The following is a 16,516-nucleotide window of genomic DNA, read 5'->3' on the forward strand; positions in this document are numbered from 1 at the left end:
TTTTCGTATCTTTATTGATAATGTTTGATTATGAAATTTGAAAACAATAGATCCGGAAACGGCGGTGTCCTTACATTAAATAACGAAATAAAAGAAGTGGGGAGATTAACCTACACAATTTTTCCTGAAGAAAATAAGTTCATTATTTCTTTCGTTCTTGTACATCCTGAATTTGAAGGCAGAGGAATGGGGAAATATTTAGTGGAAGAAGCCATAAGATTTGCCAGGGAAAACAACTGGAAAGTATATCCACACTGTTCATATGCAAGAGCAGTAATGACAAAAATGAACGATGTAGACGACATTTTTATCAGAAATTAAATCATAAAAAAAGTTCTCGTGGAGAACTTTTTTATTTTTAAAACTATTGTGGACAAACCACATCCGGGCAATAAATTCCGGGACATCTTGGTCTTCCATCCGTAGGACAACACTGTTTTGAGCATCCAATAATAATTCCGCCTGAAATTTCTTTCAATCTGGTTCTGGACAGAGGATTTTGAAGCATTTTCAAGTTTTTCATATTCAATATTTTATAGATTAGTTCTATAATAACTGATATTTTGTGTATTTTATTATGCAAGATCTTATATTTTTAAAACTTCTTCCATAAGAATCTTCTCAATATCGTCAGGATAGCTTACCTGCAGATGGTGATCAGAAGCCACCCAATTTTTTATTTCTTCTAATTGCAAAATTTTAGAATTGAGAATTCCCATTTTATCCAGAGCACAGGCATTACATTCCTGCTCATACTGATTGTGTATAGGAATAACAAAGAGCTTTTTATCCATAAAAAGAGCTTCGGCAGGGGTTTCAAAACCGGCATTGCAAAGTATTCCTTCACAATTTTCAAAATATTTCAGATATTGGATTTCATCAATGGGAAATACTTCAATGTTCCCTTCCTTAAATTGCAGCTTGCTGTATTTGGAAAATACTTTCCATTCAACAGCGACTTTTTTTAAAACTTTGATGATATTGTCATCGGAAAAGCTTGGCAAATATACCAGATAGAAGCCTTTTTTGTCCGGATTAAGATTTCTGATTTTTCTTCTGATCACAGGTTTCTTGATCTGAGGATGATAATTTTCAAAATGAAATCCTATTTTTCTTTCGCTGGGTACGTAATATTTCAGAATAAGCTCACCAAAGAAATCTTTCTTTTCCGGTTTCGGTGTTTCTTTAAAGCTCATTGACGCTTGATGGCTCAGCTCAATCATAGGCAATTGCTTCAGTTTGCAAGCCCATCCTGTTAACGGTTCAAAATCATTAATGATTAAATCGTAATCAGAGAGTTTCAATTCTTTGATATCTTTTACAGCTTCCAAGAATTTATTTTCTGTAAATGTTTTGCGATAGGATAAACCACCTGTTTTGTTATATAGAAGAGAAATACCCTTAAATTGGAAATTAATATCGAAATCAGCCTTTAACTGAGATTGGTGACCACTGATTAAAGTATCCACCGAAACATATTTTTTAAGAATAGGAATTATTTCCTGTGCTCTGGCAATATGACCGTTGCCGGTTCCCTGAAATGCATAGAGGATTTTCATTGGGAAAAATTGGTTACTATTTTTAAAAGCTCTGAGGTATCCATCTCTTTGATTTCTTCCGCTTCGTCATCTTTAAGTAAATGCTTATGATCGTCATAATAAAAAATCTTCCATTCGTTATCATGATACTCCAAGGCGGACAGGTTTTCAATCCAATCCCCCGAATTGAGATAGGTACAGGATCCTTTTTTATTAACTACCTGCCGGATCTGCGGCTGATGTATATGTCCACAAATTACATAATCATAATGGTTATCAATAGCAAGCTCAGAAGCGGTCATTTCAAAATCACCAATATATTTCACCGCTTTTTTTACATTGTTTTTGATCTTTTTTGAAAATGAATATTTTTCTTTACCCATTTTTTCTAAAAACCAATTGACAACATTGTTGATCATGATCAGTAAATCATAGCCTTTTCCGCCTAATTTGGCAATCCATTTTGAATGCTGTACAGAAGCATCAAAAACATCACCGTGAAAAATCCATGTTTTTTTCTGATTAATATCCAGACAGATTTTATTACACACCTTTAATTTACCCAATTCGAAATCGGTAAATTTCCGGAACATCTCGTCATGATTTCCGGTAATATAATAGACGTCCGTATTTTTAGTGGCAAGAGAAAGGATTTTTTTAATCACTTTCAGGTGGGGTTTAGGAAAGTAAGACTTTTTGAATTGCCAGATATCAATGATATCTCCATTCAAAACCAGAGTCTTAGGTTGAATTGAATTCAGATATCTCAGTAATTCTTTAGCCTTACATCCATAAGTTCCCAAATGAACATCCGATATGACTACTAATTCAACGTTTCTTTTCATAGTTTTATGCAAAGAAACTAATTGAAAATTAATTATATATGAATGTTATATTAATTTTATAGAGAGTTCATCAACTCTTCTGTAATTTCCATGTTGTGATATACGTTCTGTACATCATCATCTTCTTCAAAACGTTCAAGCATTTTCATATTCGCTTTGAACTGTTCTTCAGTTACTTCTTTCGTATTGTTCGGAATTCTTTGAAGTTCTGCACTTTTGGCTTCTATTCCCAGTTCATCAAGTTTATGGGATAATGAGCCGAAATCTTCAAAAGCAGTGGTAATCATAACTTCATCTTCGTCTTTATCGATTTCTTCCGCTCCACCATCAATCATTTCCATTTCAAAATCATCCCAATTCATTTTGATCTGAGACAAGTCCAGATTGAAGATTCCTTTTCTATCAAAAATAAAAGCAAGTTCACCATTTTTACCTAAGTTACCGTCAAACTTATTAAAAATAGCCCTTACATTGGCTACTGTTCTTGTCGTATTGTTTGTTGTGCATTCCACAAAAAACGCTACACCTCCCTGACCATATCCTTCATAAGTAATTTCTTCATAGTTTTCCGCATCAGCACCGCTCGCTTTTTTTATCGCTCTTTCTACATTATCTTTTGGCATATTTGCCCCTTTGGCATTTTGGATGCATCTTCTTAAAGCCGGATTAGATTCAGGATCAGGTCCACCCGCTTTTACTGCTAATGCTATATCCTTTCCAATTTTAGAGAACGTTTTGGCCATTTTATCCCAACGGGCCATTTTAGAAGCTTTTCTGTATTCAAATGCTCTTCCCATTTTAATTTTTTAAATTTTCAACAAAATTACTTAAAAGTGAACGAAAAAAAAATACCTCCAAAAACTTGGAGGTATTTATTATTTAGAAAAATTAATTATTTTCTTTTTTTAACTACTTTTTTCTTAGCCGGAGCTTTTTTCACTGGAGCATCTTCGTAATCTCTTTTCTTGATTGCGTTCCACTCGTCAGCACTTTCAATAGCTTTTACAACTACTTTTCTGTCTACTTGTCTTTCAGCGTCAGAAGCTTTTTCAGAAACTGTAGCTTTAGATTCACCAACACCAACTGATTTAAGAGCGTTAGCATCAACACCTCTAGCATCTAAAGCAGCAACAACTGCAGCAGCTCTTTCTCTAGAAAGTTTCAAGTTATAAGCTTCAGAACCTTTAGCATCAGTTCTACCTTCTAATAGATAGTTACCACCGTCTTTCTTGATAATATCAGCAGCAGCATCTAATGCAGGAGTAGACTCAGGCTTGATTGTAGCTTTATTAAAGTCAAAATAAACACTTCCTAGTTTTGATTCAACTTCAATAGCTGTTTGAGTCTTAGGCTTAGGACATCCGTTGTATTCTGGTAAACCAGGAACTGTAGGACAAGCATCATCTTTATCTAAGATACCGTCACCATCTGTATCTGGCCAAGGACAACCATTGTTTTCAGCTGGACCTGCTACTGTAGGACAAGCATCATCTTTATCGATAACACCATCACCATCAGTATCTGGCCAAGGACAACCGTTGTTTTCAACTGGACCTGCTACATCTGGACATTGATCGTCTTTATCTGGAACTCCGTCACCGTCTGTATCAGGACATCCTTGGAATTCAGGTAAACCTGGAGTATCAGGACAAAGATCATCTTTATCTAAGATACCATCTTTATCTCTATCTCTGTTACCAAATCTAAAGTTCAAAGATGCAGAAGCTTGCCAGAAGTTAGCAACTGTAGATTTATTACCTGGAGTTGAAACATAATCTCCCTGGATACCAAGACCGAAGTTTTTAGTTAACCAGAAGTTCGCCCCAGCACCTGTAGCTACTGTGAAGAAGTTAGCTTTTCCGTTTTCGTTTCCGCCTTCACCATTACTAACCCATTCTCCATTAGCATCAACTCTTGGGAAAGAAAGACTTGTATGATCATGTCTTAAATAGTTAGCACCCACTCTTAAATATGGGTCAAACCAAGACTCTTCGGCCCATAAAAGACCTGCGGCCTTGGCTTGGAAACCAAGTCCTGTCTGAAGGAAAAATTCTTTCCCCATGTTGAATCTTTTATTATCAACGTTTCCTACTGTAGTCTGCCAGTCAATAACTAAACCTTTACCAATATTTCTAGCAACTGTTAGTTTAGACAATGGAGGTGTAATAGAGAAGTTGTTCATATTGAACATTGTCTTCGTCAAATTATTAGCAGAGAACGTGTTACTGAAATTACCTCTCTGTGCCAAATGGTTTTCCGCATGAGCACCAACTCCGATCATCCACGGATTGTTGGTAGTCTGAGCGAATACAGTAGAAGCAACAGTAAGCGCCAATGCTGAAATTCCTAATTTTAGATTTTTCATAGAATTAAATGATTAAATAATTGATAATGCAAAATAAATATAATTTTTCTTTATACACAAAGTTTTTTAAATGATTTTTAACTTTTCTTTAATATTCTGTCCAGGTTTCTTTTATTTTCTCTATCTTTTATGCTCTCCCTTTTATCGAAAAGCTTTTTCCCTCTTCCCAGAGCTATTAAAACCTTTGCCTTCCCTTTATCATTTATATATAACTTTAAAGGTATAATGGTATTACCTACATCCTTTAGCTTTTTTTCCAGTCTTTGCAATTCTTTTTTGTGCAACAGCAATTTCCGTTCCCTTTTTGTTTTGTGATTATAAAAAGTTCCCAATTTATACTCATCTATCATCATATTAATAATGTATAATTCCCCATCAATAAACTGACAGAAGGATTCTGTAATAGATGCTTTGGAAGAGCGTAAAGATTTAATTTCCGTCCCTGTTAAAACCATTCCGGCTTCCACTTCTTCAAGAATTTCATACTCAAACCTGGCTCTTCTATTTACTATATTGACTGTTTTTTCAATCTTCATTTTAAGTTCGTATGTATATATGATGTAAAAATTTAATAAAGTTGCACCTCTACTTCTTTAAGTATTTATTCAGGGCTCTTGTGTTATTAAATTTAATTAATGAAATATATAAAAAATACTTCTCTTTTAAAAACTTGACTATTATAATATTACGAAATACCCAAATTCTTTTCGTATTTTTGCGCCAAATTTACAAAACTATATGTTAACAGTATCTAATTTATCTTTACAATTCGGGAAAAGAGTTCTTTTTGACGAGGTAAATATTATGTTTACCAAAGGAAATTGCTATGGAATTATCGGAGCAAATGGAGCAGGAAAGTCTACATTCCTTAAAATATTAACAGGAAAACAAGAACCAACAACGGGTAATGTATCTTTAGAGCCTGGAAAAAGGATGTCTGTTTTGGAGCAGGATCACTTTGCTTATGATCAATATACTGTTCTTGAAACTGTTTTAAGGGGAAATAAAAAATTATTTGAGATAAAAGAGGAAATGGATGCATTGTATGCAAAAGAAGATTTCTCTGATGAAGATGGTATTAAAGCAGGCGAACTAGGTGTTATCTATGATGAAATGGGGGGATGGAATGCAGAATCCGATGCACAGACCATGCTTTCCAATGTTGGAATTAAAGATGATATGCACTGGCAACTTATGGGAGAACTTGAGAATAAAGACAAGGTAAAAGTTCTTTTGGCTCAGGCTCTTTTCGGTAATCCGGATGTACTTATTTTGGATGAACCTACAAACGACCTTGATATCGATACTATTTCTTGGTTAGAAGATTTCCTTGCAGATTATGAAAACACAGTAATTGTTGTTTCTCACGACCGTCACTTCCTGGATACGGTTTGTACCCATATCGGAGATTTAGATTATTCTAAACTTAACCTTTATACAGGTAATTATTCTTTCTGGTATCAGGCTTCACAGTTAGCGACAAGACAGAGAGCTCAGGCTAATAAGAAAGCAGAAGAAAAGAAAAAAGAGCTTCAGGATTTCATCGCAAGATTTAGTTCAAATGTTGCAAAAGCTAAACAGGCTACTGCAAGAAAGAAAATGATCGACAAATTGAATATCGATGATATAAAACCATCTTCAAGAAGGTACCCTGCCATTATTTTTGAAATAGAAAGAGAAGTGGGAGACCAGATTTTAGATGTAAAAGGTCTTGAAAAAACAAAGGATGGCGAATTGCTTTTCTCTAATATAGATCTAAATCTTAAAAAGGGAGATAAAGTAGCTGTACTTTCTAAAAATTCCTTAGCAATTACAGAATTCTTTCAAATTTTAGCAGGGAATACACAGGCAGATAAAGGTACTTTTGCATGGGGGGTTACAACCAACCAGTCATATATGCCTTTGGATAATACAGATTTCTTCCAGGAAGACGTAAACCTTGTAGATTGGTTGAGACAATTCACTAAAAATGATGAAGAACGTCACGAGGAATTCATGAGGGGATTTTTAGGAAGAATGCTTTTTTCCGGAGATGAAGCTTTAAAATCTTGTAAAGTTCTTTCAGGAGGTGAAAAAATGAGATGTATGTTCAGCAGAATGATGTTGCAGAAAGCGAATGTTCTTTTATTAGATGAACCGACGAATCACTTGGATCTAGAAAGTATCACTACATTAAACAACTCTTTATCAAACTTCAAAGGAAACATTTTACTGGCTTCCCATGACCACGAAATGCTTCAGACAGTCTGTAACAGAATCATCGAGTTAACCCCTACCGGAATTATCGATAGAGAAATGACTTACGATGAATATCTTTCCGATAAAAAGGTAAAAGAATTAAGAGAGAAAATGTATTCTTAAAATAATGAACCGTTCAAATTCTGGACGGTTTTTTATTTAATACTTACTTACTTTTTAAAATATAATTCCCTATTTTTGTGAAATGAGTCAAAAATGGATTTATAAGCCCGAACCTGATGAGGAAATTGTGGACAGATTAAGTTCGTCACTTGGTTTTGGAACTTTCGAATCTAAACTTCTCGTTCTTAGAGGAATTGACAACTATCAGAAGGCCCGAGAGTTTTTCAAACCAAACCTTAACGATATACACAGCCCCTTTTTAATGGCCGATATGCAAAAAGCTGTTGAACGCATTGCGACTGCTATTGAAAACGGAGAAAAAATACTGGTATATGGAGACTACGATGTAGACGGTACTACTGCAGTTGCCTTAATGTATCTTTACCTCAGCAAAATTGTTGAGAAAAAATATTTGGATTATTACATTCCGGACAGAAATTCCGAAGGTTATGGGATTTCTACAGAAGGAATTGATTTTGCCAAAAACAATGGCTTTTCTTTAATCATTGCCTTAGACTGTGGGATCAAAGCCATTGATATGGTAAATTATGCAGAAAGCCTGGGTATTGATTTTATTATTTGTGATCATCACCTTCCGGGAGAAGAAATACCTAATGCTGTAGCCGTATTGGATCCTAAAAGAAGTGATTGTCGATATCCGTTTAAGGAATTATCTGGCTGCGGAGTCGGCTTCAAATTATGCCAGGGATTAAATACCATTTACAAAATTCCTGAAGCCGAATTATTTGAATTAACGGATCTTTTAGCAATATCTATTGCTGCTGATATTGTTTCGATGACCGGGGAAAACAGGGTTCTGGCAAAAATGGGGCTGAAAACACTGAGAAAGACAAGAAATTTAGGGCTTAGATTGTTAATTCCTGAAGATAAACTTTCCCATTTTGAAATTTCAAATATAGTTTTTGAAATCGCTCCCAAGATTAATGCCGCCGGAAGAATTTCCCATGGAAAAGCAGCTGTGGAATTGATGGTTTCTGATAATTTAAAACATGCTCATCAAATCGTTGACGATATTATGGATCTTAATGATGAAAGACGTGAGCTTGATATGAATTCCACCCTCTCTGCCTTAAATCAAATCATTGAATCCCAGCAGGAAACCAAACATACCACGATCGTTTATCATCCTGAATGGAATAAAGGTGTGATTGGAATTGTAGCTTCCAGACTTATTGAAACGTATTACAAACCTACTTTGGTTTTTACAGACGGCAATAATGGTGAAATGGTAGCTTCCGCAAGATCTGTTTCCGATTTCGACGTTCATGAAGCACTGGATCTTTGTTCTGAATATTTCCTGAAATTCGGGGGGCATCATGCAGCAGCCGGGCTTTCTATGGAAAAGGATAAATTTGAAGCTTTTAAAGAAAAGTTTGAAAAGATCGTTTCCGAAAAAATTAAGGAACACCAGAAGGAACCTTCCATTACGATAGATTCTGAAATTCAGATTGATGAAATCAATAGGGAGTTTATTAATTTTCACAGGAAATTGGCTCCATTTGGACCTCATAATATGAAGCCCATTCTTACTTTAACGAATCAGAAAGTTTCGGGATATGTAAAAACAATGGGCAAGGATAACAACCACCTTAAGTTTTTTATTAAACAGGAGTCTACAGGAAGAAATATTGAATGTGTAGGCTTTAAACTTGGTCAATTTGCAGAAAATTTTAAGAATAAGAACTTTGATATTGCCTTTACCCTAGAGGAAAATCATTGGAAAGGAAATGTAACTCATTATTTAAATATTAAGGATGTAAAGTTCAGGGATTAGGATTTAGGGATTAGCAAATAGGTAGTATGGGAAATTATAAGGAATTGATTGTTTGGCAGAAATCTGTTGATCTTGTAACAGAAATTTATGCTTCAACTCAAGGTTTCCCAAAAGAAGAAGTTTATTCTCTTACAAGCCAAATCCGACGTTCTGCTATTTCAATCCCGTCCAATATTGCTGAAGGTGCTGAGCTTGAAACGCAATTATTAATTTCCAAAAACTTAAATTATTTAAATTTAGAAGAATTTGAAAATCTAAATAAAAAGTCAACCGAAATATCAAAAAATGATCAACGCAATAATATCAAAACTGCAAAATTCACCTCATCTTTAAGCCCTAATTCCTAAGTCTTTAAATGAAAAAAATCGGTTTATTTTTCGGCTCATTCAATCCTATTCATATTGGTCATCTGATTCTGGCTAATTACATCCTGGAAAATTCGGATATGGATGAATTGTGGTTTGTTGTAAGTCCACAAAATCCTTTTAAGGAAAAAAAATCTTTGTTGAAAGATCATAATAGGCTCGATATGGTACAACTTGCTATAAAAAATTATCCTAAAATGCGGGTTTCCAATGTAGAGTTTTCACTTCCGAAACCCAGCTATACGATTGATACTTTAACGTATCTTCATGAGAAGTATCCTGATTATTCTTTCAGTTTAATTATGGGTGAGGATAATCTTGAGAGTTTACACAAGTGGAAAAATGCTGAAACTTTAATCAAAAATCATCACATTATTGTTTATCCACGAATGTTTGAGGGCGAGAAAAAAGATTCAGAATATCTGCAGCATGAAAACATTTCTTTAATCAAAGCTCCCGTCATTGAACTTTCTGCAACGGAAATCCGAAATATGATCAAGACAGGGAAAAATGTAAGACCCATGCTTCCTCCTGAAGTTTTTGAATATTTGGATGGGAGTAATTTTTATAAATAATTTAGCTTTAAGAAAGAGATTTTAACTCATAATTTATAATTCATCACTCATCACTTTTATAATGAATTTCATCGATAAATTTTTCTCCAAATATCCTCAGGAAAAGATCATTAAATGGTTTAAACAAATCTGCATTGCAGAAGCTGTTTCCTGTTTTCTCTTATATGGTGTTGCCATGATCTGGAAAAGATATGATGAGGAAGGGCTTCTGGCTACTATTTTCATTATTATTGTTGGAAATATACATGGCCTTTTCTTTACACTTTATCTTTTACTTTGTCTGCCAGCAAGAAAAATCTATAAATGGGATGATGAAGATTTTGTCTTCGCATTGCTTGCTGCTTTCTTTCCTTTTGCTACGATCTGGGTGGATAAAAAATTAGCTAAATTCGACAGAGAATAAGGGAGGCTTTTAAGTCTCTTTTTTTTATAATTACCCGTAAACAAATACAATTATTTTATCTGTCTTTTTCTTATTTTTTAAAAATTCAGCTTTCACGTGTAACAAATCATGCCTTAAAATTGTCTAATTAAGTAACAAGTTTAATTAACAGTAAAATTTATATTAATTTTTATTAACTGAAAATCAATCAGTTAAATTAAGTATAAGAATATTTTTACTACTTTGTATTGCAAGATACTTAATTTATTATATATCTTTGCAATGTTAAATAATAACAAATACAAGCTATTAACAAATTAAAAAAGTCATGAAAACGCCAATTCTCATCGCAGCCATATTTTTCAGTGGATTAGCATTCGCTCAACAGAAAAAATCAGATTCCGTAAAAACTCAGAATATTGAAGGGGTTACTCTCACGAAACAGGTTTTCAAAAAACAAAGTGACCGTTTTGTTTACGATGTTGCCGCTTCACCAATAACAAAAGGAAATACGACTTTTGATTTATTGAAACAGACGCCTCTACTCTCTACAACAGATGATAAAACGTTGAAAATTGCAGGAAAAAACAATGCTTTAATTTATATCAACGGACGAAAAACCAATATGGATGCCGAATCTCTGGTTCAATTCCTAAAAAACACTCCAGCCGAAAATATTCAGAAAATTGAAGTAATTACGGTTCCGGGAAGTGAATATCAGGTAGAATCTTCTGACGGGATCATTAATATTGTACTGAAGAAAAAGATGAGCGATGGAACCAGCGGTAATATGAGAATGTCTAACAGCCAGAATAAATACAACTCCAGTTCTGCAAGTTTCTCGGTAAACTACAGAAAAGATAAGCTGGGAATCAGCGCTAATTTAAATGGTGCAGAAAATATTCAACCACAGACGTACATTTTAAGGAACGGAACAGATAAGGTGAAAAATGAATCCACAGGAGATATTGATGATCCGAACAAAAACATTGGCGGCTATGTAAATGTGGATTATCAGCTTACCGACAATAGTAATTTGGCGTTATCATGGAATTCATGGGCCAACAGAAGCTATAACTCTACCATTGATCTATTAAATATGATCACAAAATACGATGACAACGGAAATCTTATTTCGACAGATTATACCCGTACTAAGAATAGAGAAAATGCACGTAACTATAACAATTCCGTTAATCTTAATTATGAGCTAAAACTGGATTCCCTGGGAAGCAAATTGAATTTGAATGCTGCTTATCTTAATTATAAAAGATTCCAGTATTCTGATAACAACACGATGCTTCCGGGAGCAATGAACGATTTTTCTTTAACTGGAAAAAAAATCATTCAGGACATTCCTCAGATCATCAATAATTTCTCAGGAACTGTAGATTATATCCAAAAGCTCAAGAATGATTTTACGTTTTCTGCAGGAGGAAATTTTAATAAAACAAAAACTGATAACGATACCAAAAACTACACGTATCAATTTGTAGATCCTGCAGGAAATCCAATCCCTAATGTTGAGCCAAAACTGGACTTCAACCATTTTATCTATGATGAAAACATTTACGGGCTATATGTAACTTTCGAAAAGAAATTTTCAGACAAATTTTCGGGAAAAGTGGGTACAAGATATGAAATCACCAATAGCTTGGGAACAGCAGATAATCCTCAAAACCCTGTTGAAGCACAAAGGCACCAGAGAATTGAAAGAGATTATAAGAACTTACTGCCTTATTTGACTTTCAATTATGCTATTAATGATAAAAATAATATCTCTTACTCTTTTTCAAGCAGAATGAGAAGACCCAGCTTCTGGGAACTGAACCCTGTAAAAAACTATATTACAGAAGACAATTACACTCAGAACAATCCTTTTGTAAAAGCATCTTCTACTTACAATCAGGAATTAACGTATATGTATAAAAACTCCTACTTCCTGATCTTGAATCATTCATTGTTCAAAGATGTCATTACACAGGTTCCGTTACAGAGAAAATATATGGAAAATGGTATTGAAAAGGTACAGCTTGCTTATATCAGAACCAATTTCGGAACGAAACAGGAAATGTCTGCTATGATTGGAATGCAAAAAACATTCTTTAAGCAATATCTGACAACAAATTTCAATATCGGAGTTCAGCATAACATCAATGATGGCACACTGAATACAGACCCGACAACAGGGCAGGTTTTTGATATGTATACCAATAATACAAAATCAACAAGCTTGGTTATTCAAACGAATAATACGATCCGTCTGGATAAAAAGAAAACATGGTTTTTGGGGGTAAACTATTTCTTTATAGACAAACAACAGATAGAACTTGGACTATTGAAAAACTTAATGAGCCTGGATTTAAGCTTAAAGAAAAACTGGAACGACTGGACATTTGCAGTTAATGTAAACGATGTTTTAAGAACCAATGTGGTGGAAATCGAGGATTATCAAAGCTCCGGCAATTACAATTATATCAAAAACGATCAATACAGAAGAAACATGACGGTGAGTATTACTTATAACTTCGGAAATCAAAAGGTGAAAAAAGTAAGAGACATTGAAAGTGCTTCTGATGCCATTAAGAACAGAACAAGATAAACAATCATTTCTTCATATTTATATTTTTGTACGAAAACTCGCTGAGCAATCAGTGAGTTTTTTTATCTTTATCATGATGAGGATTTTTTTATTGATATTCTGGTTGATGTGTACGGCTGTTTTTATGACAGGCTGTAAAAAAGAAACATTGCAAATTAATAAGGACAGTTCCTTTAAAAATCAATCCAACATCAGCTACGGAAAAGATCCGGAACAGAAAATGGATCTGTATATTCCCAAAACTATTTCCACCCCAAAAGAAGTTTTTGTCATTATTCATGGTGGTGGATGGCGTGGAGGAGACAAATCCCTGTTATCTTCTTTTACATTTTCGTTGATGGAAAAATTTCCTGATTGTGCTTTTGCCAATATCAACTACAGGCTGGCTTCCCGCTCCCGTTACGCTTTACCTAATCAGACCAATGATATTCATAGTGCGCTCCTATTTCTGGAGAAAAAGTTAAGCCGAAAACCTAAATTTATACTTCTCGGAAACAGTGCAGGCGGACATTTATCTATGCTGTATGCCTATAAATATGATCAGGATAAGAAAGTAAAAGCGGTTATTAACATTGTAGGCCCTTCCAATTTATCAGATTCCGGTTTTAAAAATTATGAGGATTACTCTTTTGTTGAAAAGCATTTAATAGACCCTAAAATTATTCCTGATAATACCTCAATGAATGAATTGGCAAGTCCGGTAAACTGGATCACAAAAAATTCTGCCCCCACCCTTTCATTTTATGGAACGAATGATACAGTTATTCCTCTTTCACAAAAAGCCTTTTTAGATTCTGTTTTACATAAAAATGAAGTGACCAATACTTCTTTTGAATTTAACGGAAATCATGTGGACTGGCTCAAAGAACCTCATCCCTCATTCTTAATTGATAAAATTTCTGAATTCCTGAAGCAGGTTGATCAAAAATAAACGCTTTGAAAATTTCAAAGCGTTTTATGTATTATTCTGATTTTACAACTTCTGTTCTCTCCGAAATCCCATTGGCATTAAATGCCTCGATTTGGAAATAATAAGCATCTGTTCTGTCGGCTCCGGTGAAGAAATATTCATTTTTCCCGTATACCATAATGCTTCCGTATAATTTATCCGGAGATTTACCCCAATAAATTACATATCCGTCCGCATCGGAATTCTGCTGCCATTTCATCCAGATACTTCTTCTCTCACCATATTTTTTAGGATCAGCTCTTAATGGTACAAAGCTTTGAACTTTTCCGGGTTTGCTTCCATCACCTTTCCCAAATACCCTGAAACCACTTAAAGCAAATTTTCCTGTAGGCATTTTCAGATTTTCCATTTTCAGGAATCTTGCTTTTGCAGGTTTTTCCAGTTCAATATAATCGTGAGGAACATCTTTGGTATTTTTACTTTTATCTACAATCACATTCCATTTTTTACCGTCATTGGAACCATAGATTTTATATTGATGCATTTTTCCTAACGTCTTTCCCAAAAACTCCACATCCTGATCGGCATAATTAACCTGAATCGCATTAATAGTAGAAACCTCACCTAAATCTGTCTGAAACCATTCTCCTGCATTCCCTGTTTTTGCGCTCCAATACGTCTTAATATCCTCATCCACCGCATAGTTGGAATGATATCCTCCTAATGTAGAAGAAACCTGAACCGGTTTGTTATAATTCAATAACATCCAGCCTGAGAAAAGTCCTTTGGTGAAATCTTTTCCCTGTGCATATTGCGGAAGATAGGTAGGATAATCTCCGTACGCTGTATTGCAGTACATCACATCATCTTTATCAAAACCTGCAGGCCAGATTCCTATTCTTCTTTCGAAATTATTTTTGGTAGAGATAAAGATCGTTGAAACATGCCACCAGTTTTTATAGTTGTCTTCAAATGTAGCGCCATGTCCAGCTCCTCTTGCAAAACCTCCCGGCTTATAAGAAAATGGATTGTGCTGTTGATATTCATATCCTTCTAAAGGGTTTTTACTTACATATACACCATCAGAATACCCACTGAATTCTGTTGCAGGAGCTCCATACTGCATATAGTATTTTCCATTATGCTTGGTCATCCATGCCCCCTCCACGAAAGGTTGAAGGAAAACATTGTCATTATACTCCCCAAATCTTTCCCAACCGTGATCTTCCGGCTTTAATTTAATGATGGGCTTTACAAAACCTTCGGACTGTAATGTTTTAACTTTTACTTCTGTTCCTAAAAGCGGCCATTCATTGCTTGAACCCCAATATAAATACAATTTGTTTTTATCTTCATCGTAATGAAAAGCAGGATCCCATGCTCCTACTTTTAAAGTATCCACTGCAATTTTCCAGTCGTCTTTGGTAGGATTTGTACTTTTCCAGATCGGAAAATCCTGTTCCCATGTCGACCCGAAAACGTATAAAGTGTCTTTCATTGCCCAAACCGCAGGTGCATTCAGATCATGAATGTATTTGTTATCTCTAAGAAATTTTCTTTTTACAAATTTCCAGTCCAGCATATCATCACTGTACCAATATCCTTCCTGGTTGGTGGAAAAAAGAAACAGTTTGTTTTTGAAATTAACAATTACCGGATCTGCCGTAGCACGATGTTTTCCCTGTTTTGAAAATGATTCGAACGGGGTGTACCCATAATCTATGTTTACCGGATTACAGAATGTTTTTTGCTGGGCATTGATAAGATAATATGGCAACAATGCCATTAATAACATAATTCTTGATTTCATATGTATAATTCTTTATCCGGTTAATGACAATATAAAGTTTACCTATTTTTTCGGTAAAAAAACCTCAGCCAACATACAGCGGGCACTTCCGCCTCCGTTTACTTCGATTGTATTAAGATCAGAATAGATGATCTCACAGTATTTTTCAATATTGGAAACCTGTGCTGATGTTAAAGACTGATATGCCGTTTGGCTCATTACCAAAAATTTCTTACCGTCTTTATTCTGTACCTGAAGCATATTGCCTGCAAATTGCTGCATTTGCTCTTCTGAAATTTCAATAATTTCTTTTCCTGAATTCTTAATGGTTTCAATGACTTTACCTCTTTCCAGTTCATCATCAATACAATCTAAGCAGATCACAACAAATCGATCCGCAACACACATCATTACATTGGTATGATAAATCGGTAATCTTTCCGAACCTACTGTTTGGAAGGAATGAAAAACGATTGGAGTGAAACCATACTTTTCACAGAATTTTTTGAACAATTCTTCATCTAACCTTAAAGAAACTGAGCCATAAGCAATCTTATTATCGTGATCGAAAATCATGCTACCCGTTCCTTCCAGAAACTTCCCCTGTATTTCCGGGAAAGACCAATCATCAATTTCTTTTACTTCAAAGCCCTGGCTTTTTATATTTTCAATAATATCATCTCTTCTCTCTACTCTTCTATTAGCTGCGAACATTGGGTATAAAACCACCTTTCCATCTTTGTGAAAGCTCACCCAGTTATTCGGGAAAATGGAGTCCGGAGTATGAGGGTCTAAAGTATCTTTTACTGTAATTACATTAATTCCTTTACTTCTTAATTTATCAACGAAATTATTAAACTCCTGTAAGGCTTTTTCCTGGATATCGGAACCTTTCTGTTCTACCTGGAAATAATTATTTTTTGCTGTTTCAGCATTATAGCCGAATGCAATCGGCTCTATCATTAAAACTGTATCTGTTGTTTGCATTG

The 16,516-nt window shown here is 34.6% G+C and carries 16 protein-coding genes; 8 read left to right on the top strand and 8 right to left on the bottom strand.

Translation table 11 applies throughout. From position 1 onward, the window contains the following. Positions 1–30 precede the first annotated feature (30 nt). A complete protein-coding gene (locus BCF58_RS12555) occupies positions 31–321 on the top strand; it encodes a GNAT family N-acetyltransferase (RefSeq protein ID WP_121462179.1) in 291 nt (96 codons plus the stop codon). 43 nt (positions 322–364) lie between these two features. On the opposite strand, the gene BCF58_RS17455 is transcribed toward BCF58_RS12555, so the two are convergent. From BCF58_RS17455 to smpB, 6 genes are all read right to left on the bottom strand, one after another. Continuing rightward, positions 365–523: a hypothetical protein gene (locus BCF58_RS17455; RefSeq protein WP_170149023.1), complete on the bottom strand. Its 159-nt coding sequence runs from the start codon at positions 521–523 to the stop codon at positions 365–367. A gap of 64 nt (positions 524–587) precedes the next feature. Continuing rightward, on the bottom strand, positions 588–1,559 hold the full coding sequence (locus tag BCF58_RS12560) for a glycosyltransferase family protein (protein ID WP_121462180.1): 972 nt from the start codon (positions 1,557–1,559) through the stop codon (positions 588–590). Then, the gene (locus BCF58_RS12565; protein ID WP_121462181.1) at positions 1,556–2,383 is read right to left on the bottom strand and encodes a UDP-2,3-diacylglucosamine diphosphatase; all 828 of its coding nucleotides are present in this window, start codon (positions 2,381–2,383) and stop codon (positions 1,556–1,558) included. The genes BCF58_RS12560 and BCF58_RS12565 overlap by 4 nt, the downstream gene beginning before the upstream one ends. A gap of 56 nt (positions 2,384–2,439) precedes the next feature. Further along, a complete protein-coding gene (locus tag BCF58_RS12570; protein WP_121462182.1) occupies positions 2,440–3,180 on the bottom strand; it encodes a YebC/PmpR family DNA-binding transcriptional regulator in 741 nt (246 codons plus the stop codon). Between the two features lie 95 nt (positions 3,181–3,275). Continuing rightward, positions 3,276–4,748, bottom strand: a complete 1,473-nt coding sequence (locus tag BCF58_RS12575; protein WP_121462183.1) for an OmpA family protein — start codon at positions 4,746–4,748, stop codon at positions 3,276–3,278. 77 nt (positions 4,749–4,825) lie between these two features. After that, positions 4,826–5,284 carry an SsrA-binding protein SmpB gene (smpB, locus tag BCF58_RS12580; RefSeq protein ID WP_121462184.1) on the bottom strand — a complete coding sequence of 153 codons (459 nt, stop codon included), beginning with the start codon at positions 5,282–5,284 and terminating at the stop codon, positions 4,826–4,828. Between the two features lie 202 nt (positions 5,285–5,486). Here smpB and BCF58_RS12585 point away from each other — a divergent pair, with 202 nt between their 5' ends. The 7 genes from BCF58_RS12585 (at position 5,487) to BCF58_RS12615 (ending at position 13,759) form a co-directional block, all read left to right on the top strand. After that, positions 5,487–7,109, top strand: a complete 1,623-nt coding sequence (locus tag BCF58_RS12585; protein ID WP_121462185.1) for an ABC-F family ATP-binding cassette domain-containing protein — start codon at positions 5,487–5,489, stop codon at positions 7,107–7,109. Positions 7,110–7,191: 82 nt separating this feature from the next. Then, complete coding sequence (gene recJ / locus BCF58_RS12590) at positions 7,192–8,904, top strand: single-stranded-DNA-specific exonuclease RecJ (RefSeq protein WP_121462186.1); 1,713 nt, start codon at positions 7,192–7,194, stop codon at positions 8,902–8,904. Positions 8,905–8,930: 26 nt separating this feature from the next. Beyond that, on the top strand, positions 8,931–9,251 hold the full coding sequence (locus BCF58_RS12595; protein WP_121462187.1) for a four helix bundle protein: 321 nt from the start codon (positions 8,931–8,933) through the stop codon (positions 9,249–9,251). 8 nt (positions 9,252–9,259) lie between these two features. Further along, entirely contained in the window at positions 9,260–9,844 is a 585-nt protein-coding gene (gene nadD, locus BCF58_RS12600) for a nicotinate (nicotinamide) nucleotide adenylyltransferase (protein WP_121462188.1), read from the top strand. 61 nt (positions 9,845–9,905) lie between these two features. Next, positions 9,906–10,247, top strand: a complete 342-nt coding sequence (locus BCF58_RS12605) for a DUF3817 domain-containing protein (RefSeq protein WP_121462189.1) — start codon at positions 9,906–9,908, stop codon at positions 10,245–10,247. A gap of 307 nt (positions 10,248–10,554) precedes the next feature. Continuing rightward, the gene (locus tag BCF58_RS12610) at positions 10,555–12,828 is read left to right on the top strand and encodes a TonB-dependent receptor domain-containing protein (protein WP_121462190.1); all 2,274 of its coding nucleotides are present in this window, start codon (positions 10,555–10,557) and stop codon (positions 12,826–12,828) included. Between the two features lie 73 nt (positions 12,829–12,901). Beyond that, positions 12,902–13,759 carry an alpha/beta hydrolase gene (locus BCF58_RS12615; protein ID WP_121462892.1) on the top strand — a complete coding sequence of 286 codons (858 nt, stop codon included), beginning with the start codon at positions 12,902–12,904 and terminating at the stop codon, positions 13,757–13,759. A gap of 31 nt (positions 13,760–13,790) precedes the next feature. On the opposite strand, the gene BCF58_RS12620 is transcribed toward BCF58_RS12615, so the two are convergent. Then, a complete protein-coding gene (locus BCF58_RS12620) occupies positions 13,791–15,548 on the bottom strand; it encodes a discoidin domain-containing protein (protein WP_121462191.1) in 1,758 nt (585 codons plus the stop codon). 42 nt (positions 15,549–15,590) lie between these two features. Continuing rightward, the gene (ctlX, locus tag BCF58_RS12625; RefSeq protein WP_121462192.1) at positions 15,591–16,514 is read right to left on the bottom strand and encodes a citrulline utilization hydrolase CtlX; all 924 of its coding nucleotides are present in this window, start codon (positions 16,512–16,514) and stop codon (positions 15,591–15,593) included. Positions 16,515–16,516 lie beyond the last annotated feature (2 nt).

Source organism: Chryseobacterium defluvii, assembly GCF_003634775.1.
Lineage (GTDB): Bacteria > Bacteroidota > Bacteroidia > Flavobacteriales > Weeksellaceae > Chryseobacterium > Chryseobacterium defluvii.

Excerpts from the sequence above, each read along its gene's own strand:
- BCF58_RS12615 (WP_121462892.1), top strand. The coding sequence starts at position 12,902 with ATGATGAGGATTTTTTTATTGATATTCTGGTTGATGTGTACGGCTGTT.
- nadD (WP_121462188.1), top strand. The coding sequence starts at position 9,260 with ATGAAAAAAATCGGTTTATTTTTCGGCTCATTCAATCCTATTCATATT.
- BCF58_RS17455 (WP_170149023.1), bottom strand. The coding sequence starts at position 523 with ATGAAAAACTTGAAAATGCTTCAAAATCCTCTGTCCAGAACCAGATTG.
- BCF58_RS12555 (WP_121462179.1), top strand. The coding sequence starts at position 31 with ATGAAATTTGAAAACAATAGATCCGGAAACGGCGGTGTCCTTACATTA.
- ctlX (WP_121462192.1), bottom strand. The coding sequence starts at position 16,514 with ATGCAAACAACAGATACAGTTTTAATGATAGAGCCGATTGCATTCGGC.
- BCF58_RS12620 (WP_121462191.1), bottom strand. The coding sequence starts at position 15,548 with ATGAAATCAAGAATTATGTTATTAATGGCATTGTTGCCATATTATCTT.
- BCF58_RS12605 (WP_121462189.1), top strand. The coding sequence starts at position 9,906 with ATGAATTTCATCGATAAATTTTTCTCCAAATATCCTCAGGAAAAGATC.
- smpB (WP_121462184.1), bottom strand. The coding sequence starts at position 5,284 with ATGAAGATTGAAAAAACAGTCAATATAGTAAATAGAAGAGCCAGGTTT.
- BCF58_RS12585 (WP_121462185.1), top strand. The coding sequence starts at position 5,487 with ATGTTAACAGTATCTAATTTATCTTTACAATTCGGGAAAAGAGTTCTT.
- BCF58_RS12575 (WP_121462183.1), bottom strand. The coding sequence starts at position 4,748 with ATGAAAAATCTAAAATTAGGAATTTCAGCATTGGCGCTTACTGTTGCT.
- BCF58_RS12565 (WP_121462181.1), bottom strand. The coding sequence starts at position 2,383 with ATGAAAAGAAACGTTGAATTAGTAGTCATATCGGATGTTCATTTGGGA.
- BCF58_RS12610 (WP_121462190.1), top strand. The coding sequence starts at position 10,555 with ATGAAAACGCCAATTCTCATCGCAGCCATATTTTTCAGTGGATTAGCA.
- recJ (WP_121462186.1), top strand. The coding sequence starts at position 7,192 with ATGAGTCAAAAATGGATTTATAAGCCCGAACCTGATGAGGAAATTGTG.
- BCF58_RS12570 (WP_121462182.1), bottom strand. The coding sequence starts at position 3,180 with ATGGGAAGAGCATTTGAATACAGAAAAGCTTCTAAAATGGCCCGTTGG.
- BCF58_RS12595 (WP_121462187.1), top strand. The coding sequence starts at position 8,931 with ATGGGAAATTATAAGGAATTGATTGTTTGGCAGAAATCTGTTGATCTT.
- BCF58_RS12560 (WP_121462180.1), bottom strand. The coding sequence starts at position 1,559 with ATGAAAATCCTCTATGCATTTCAGGGAACCGGCAACGGTCATATTGCC.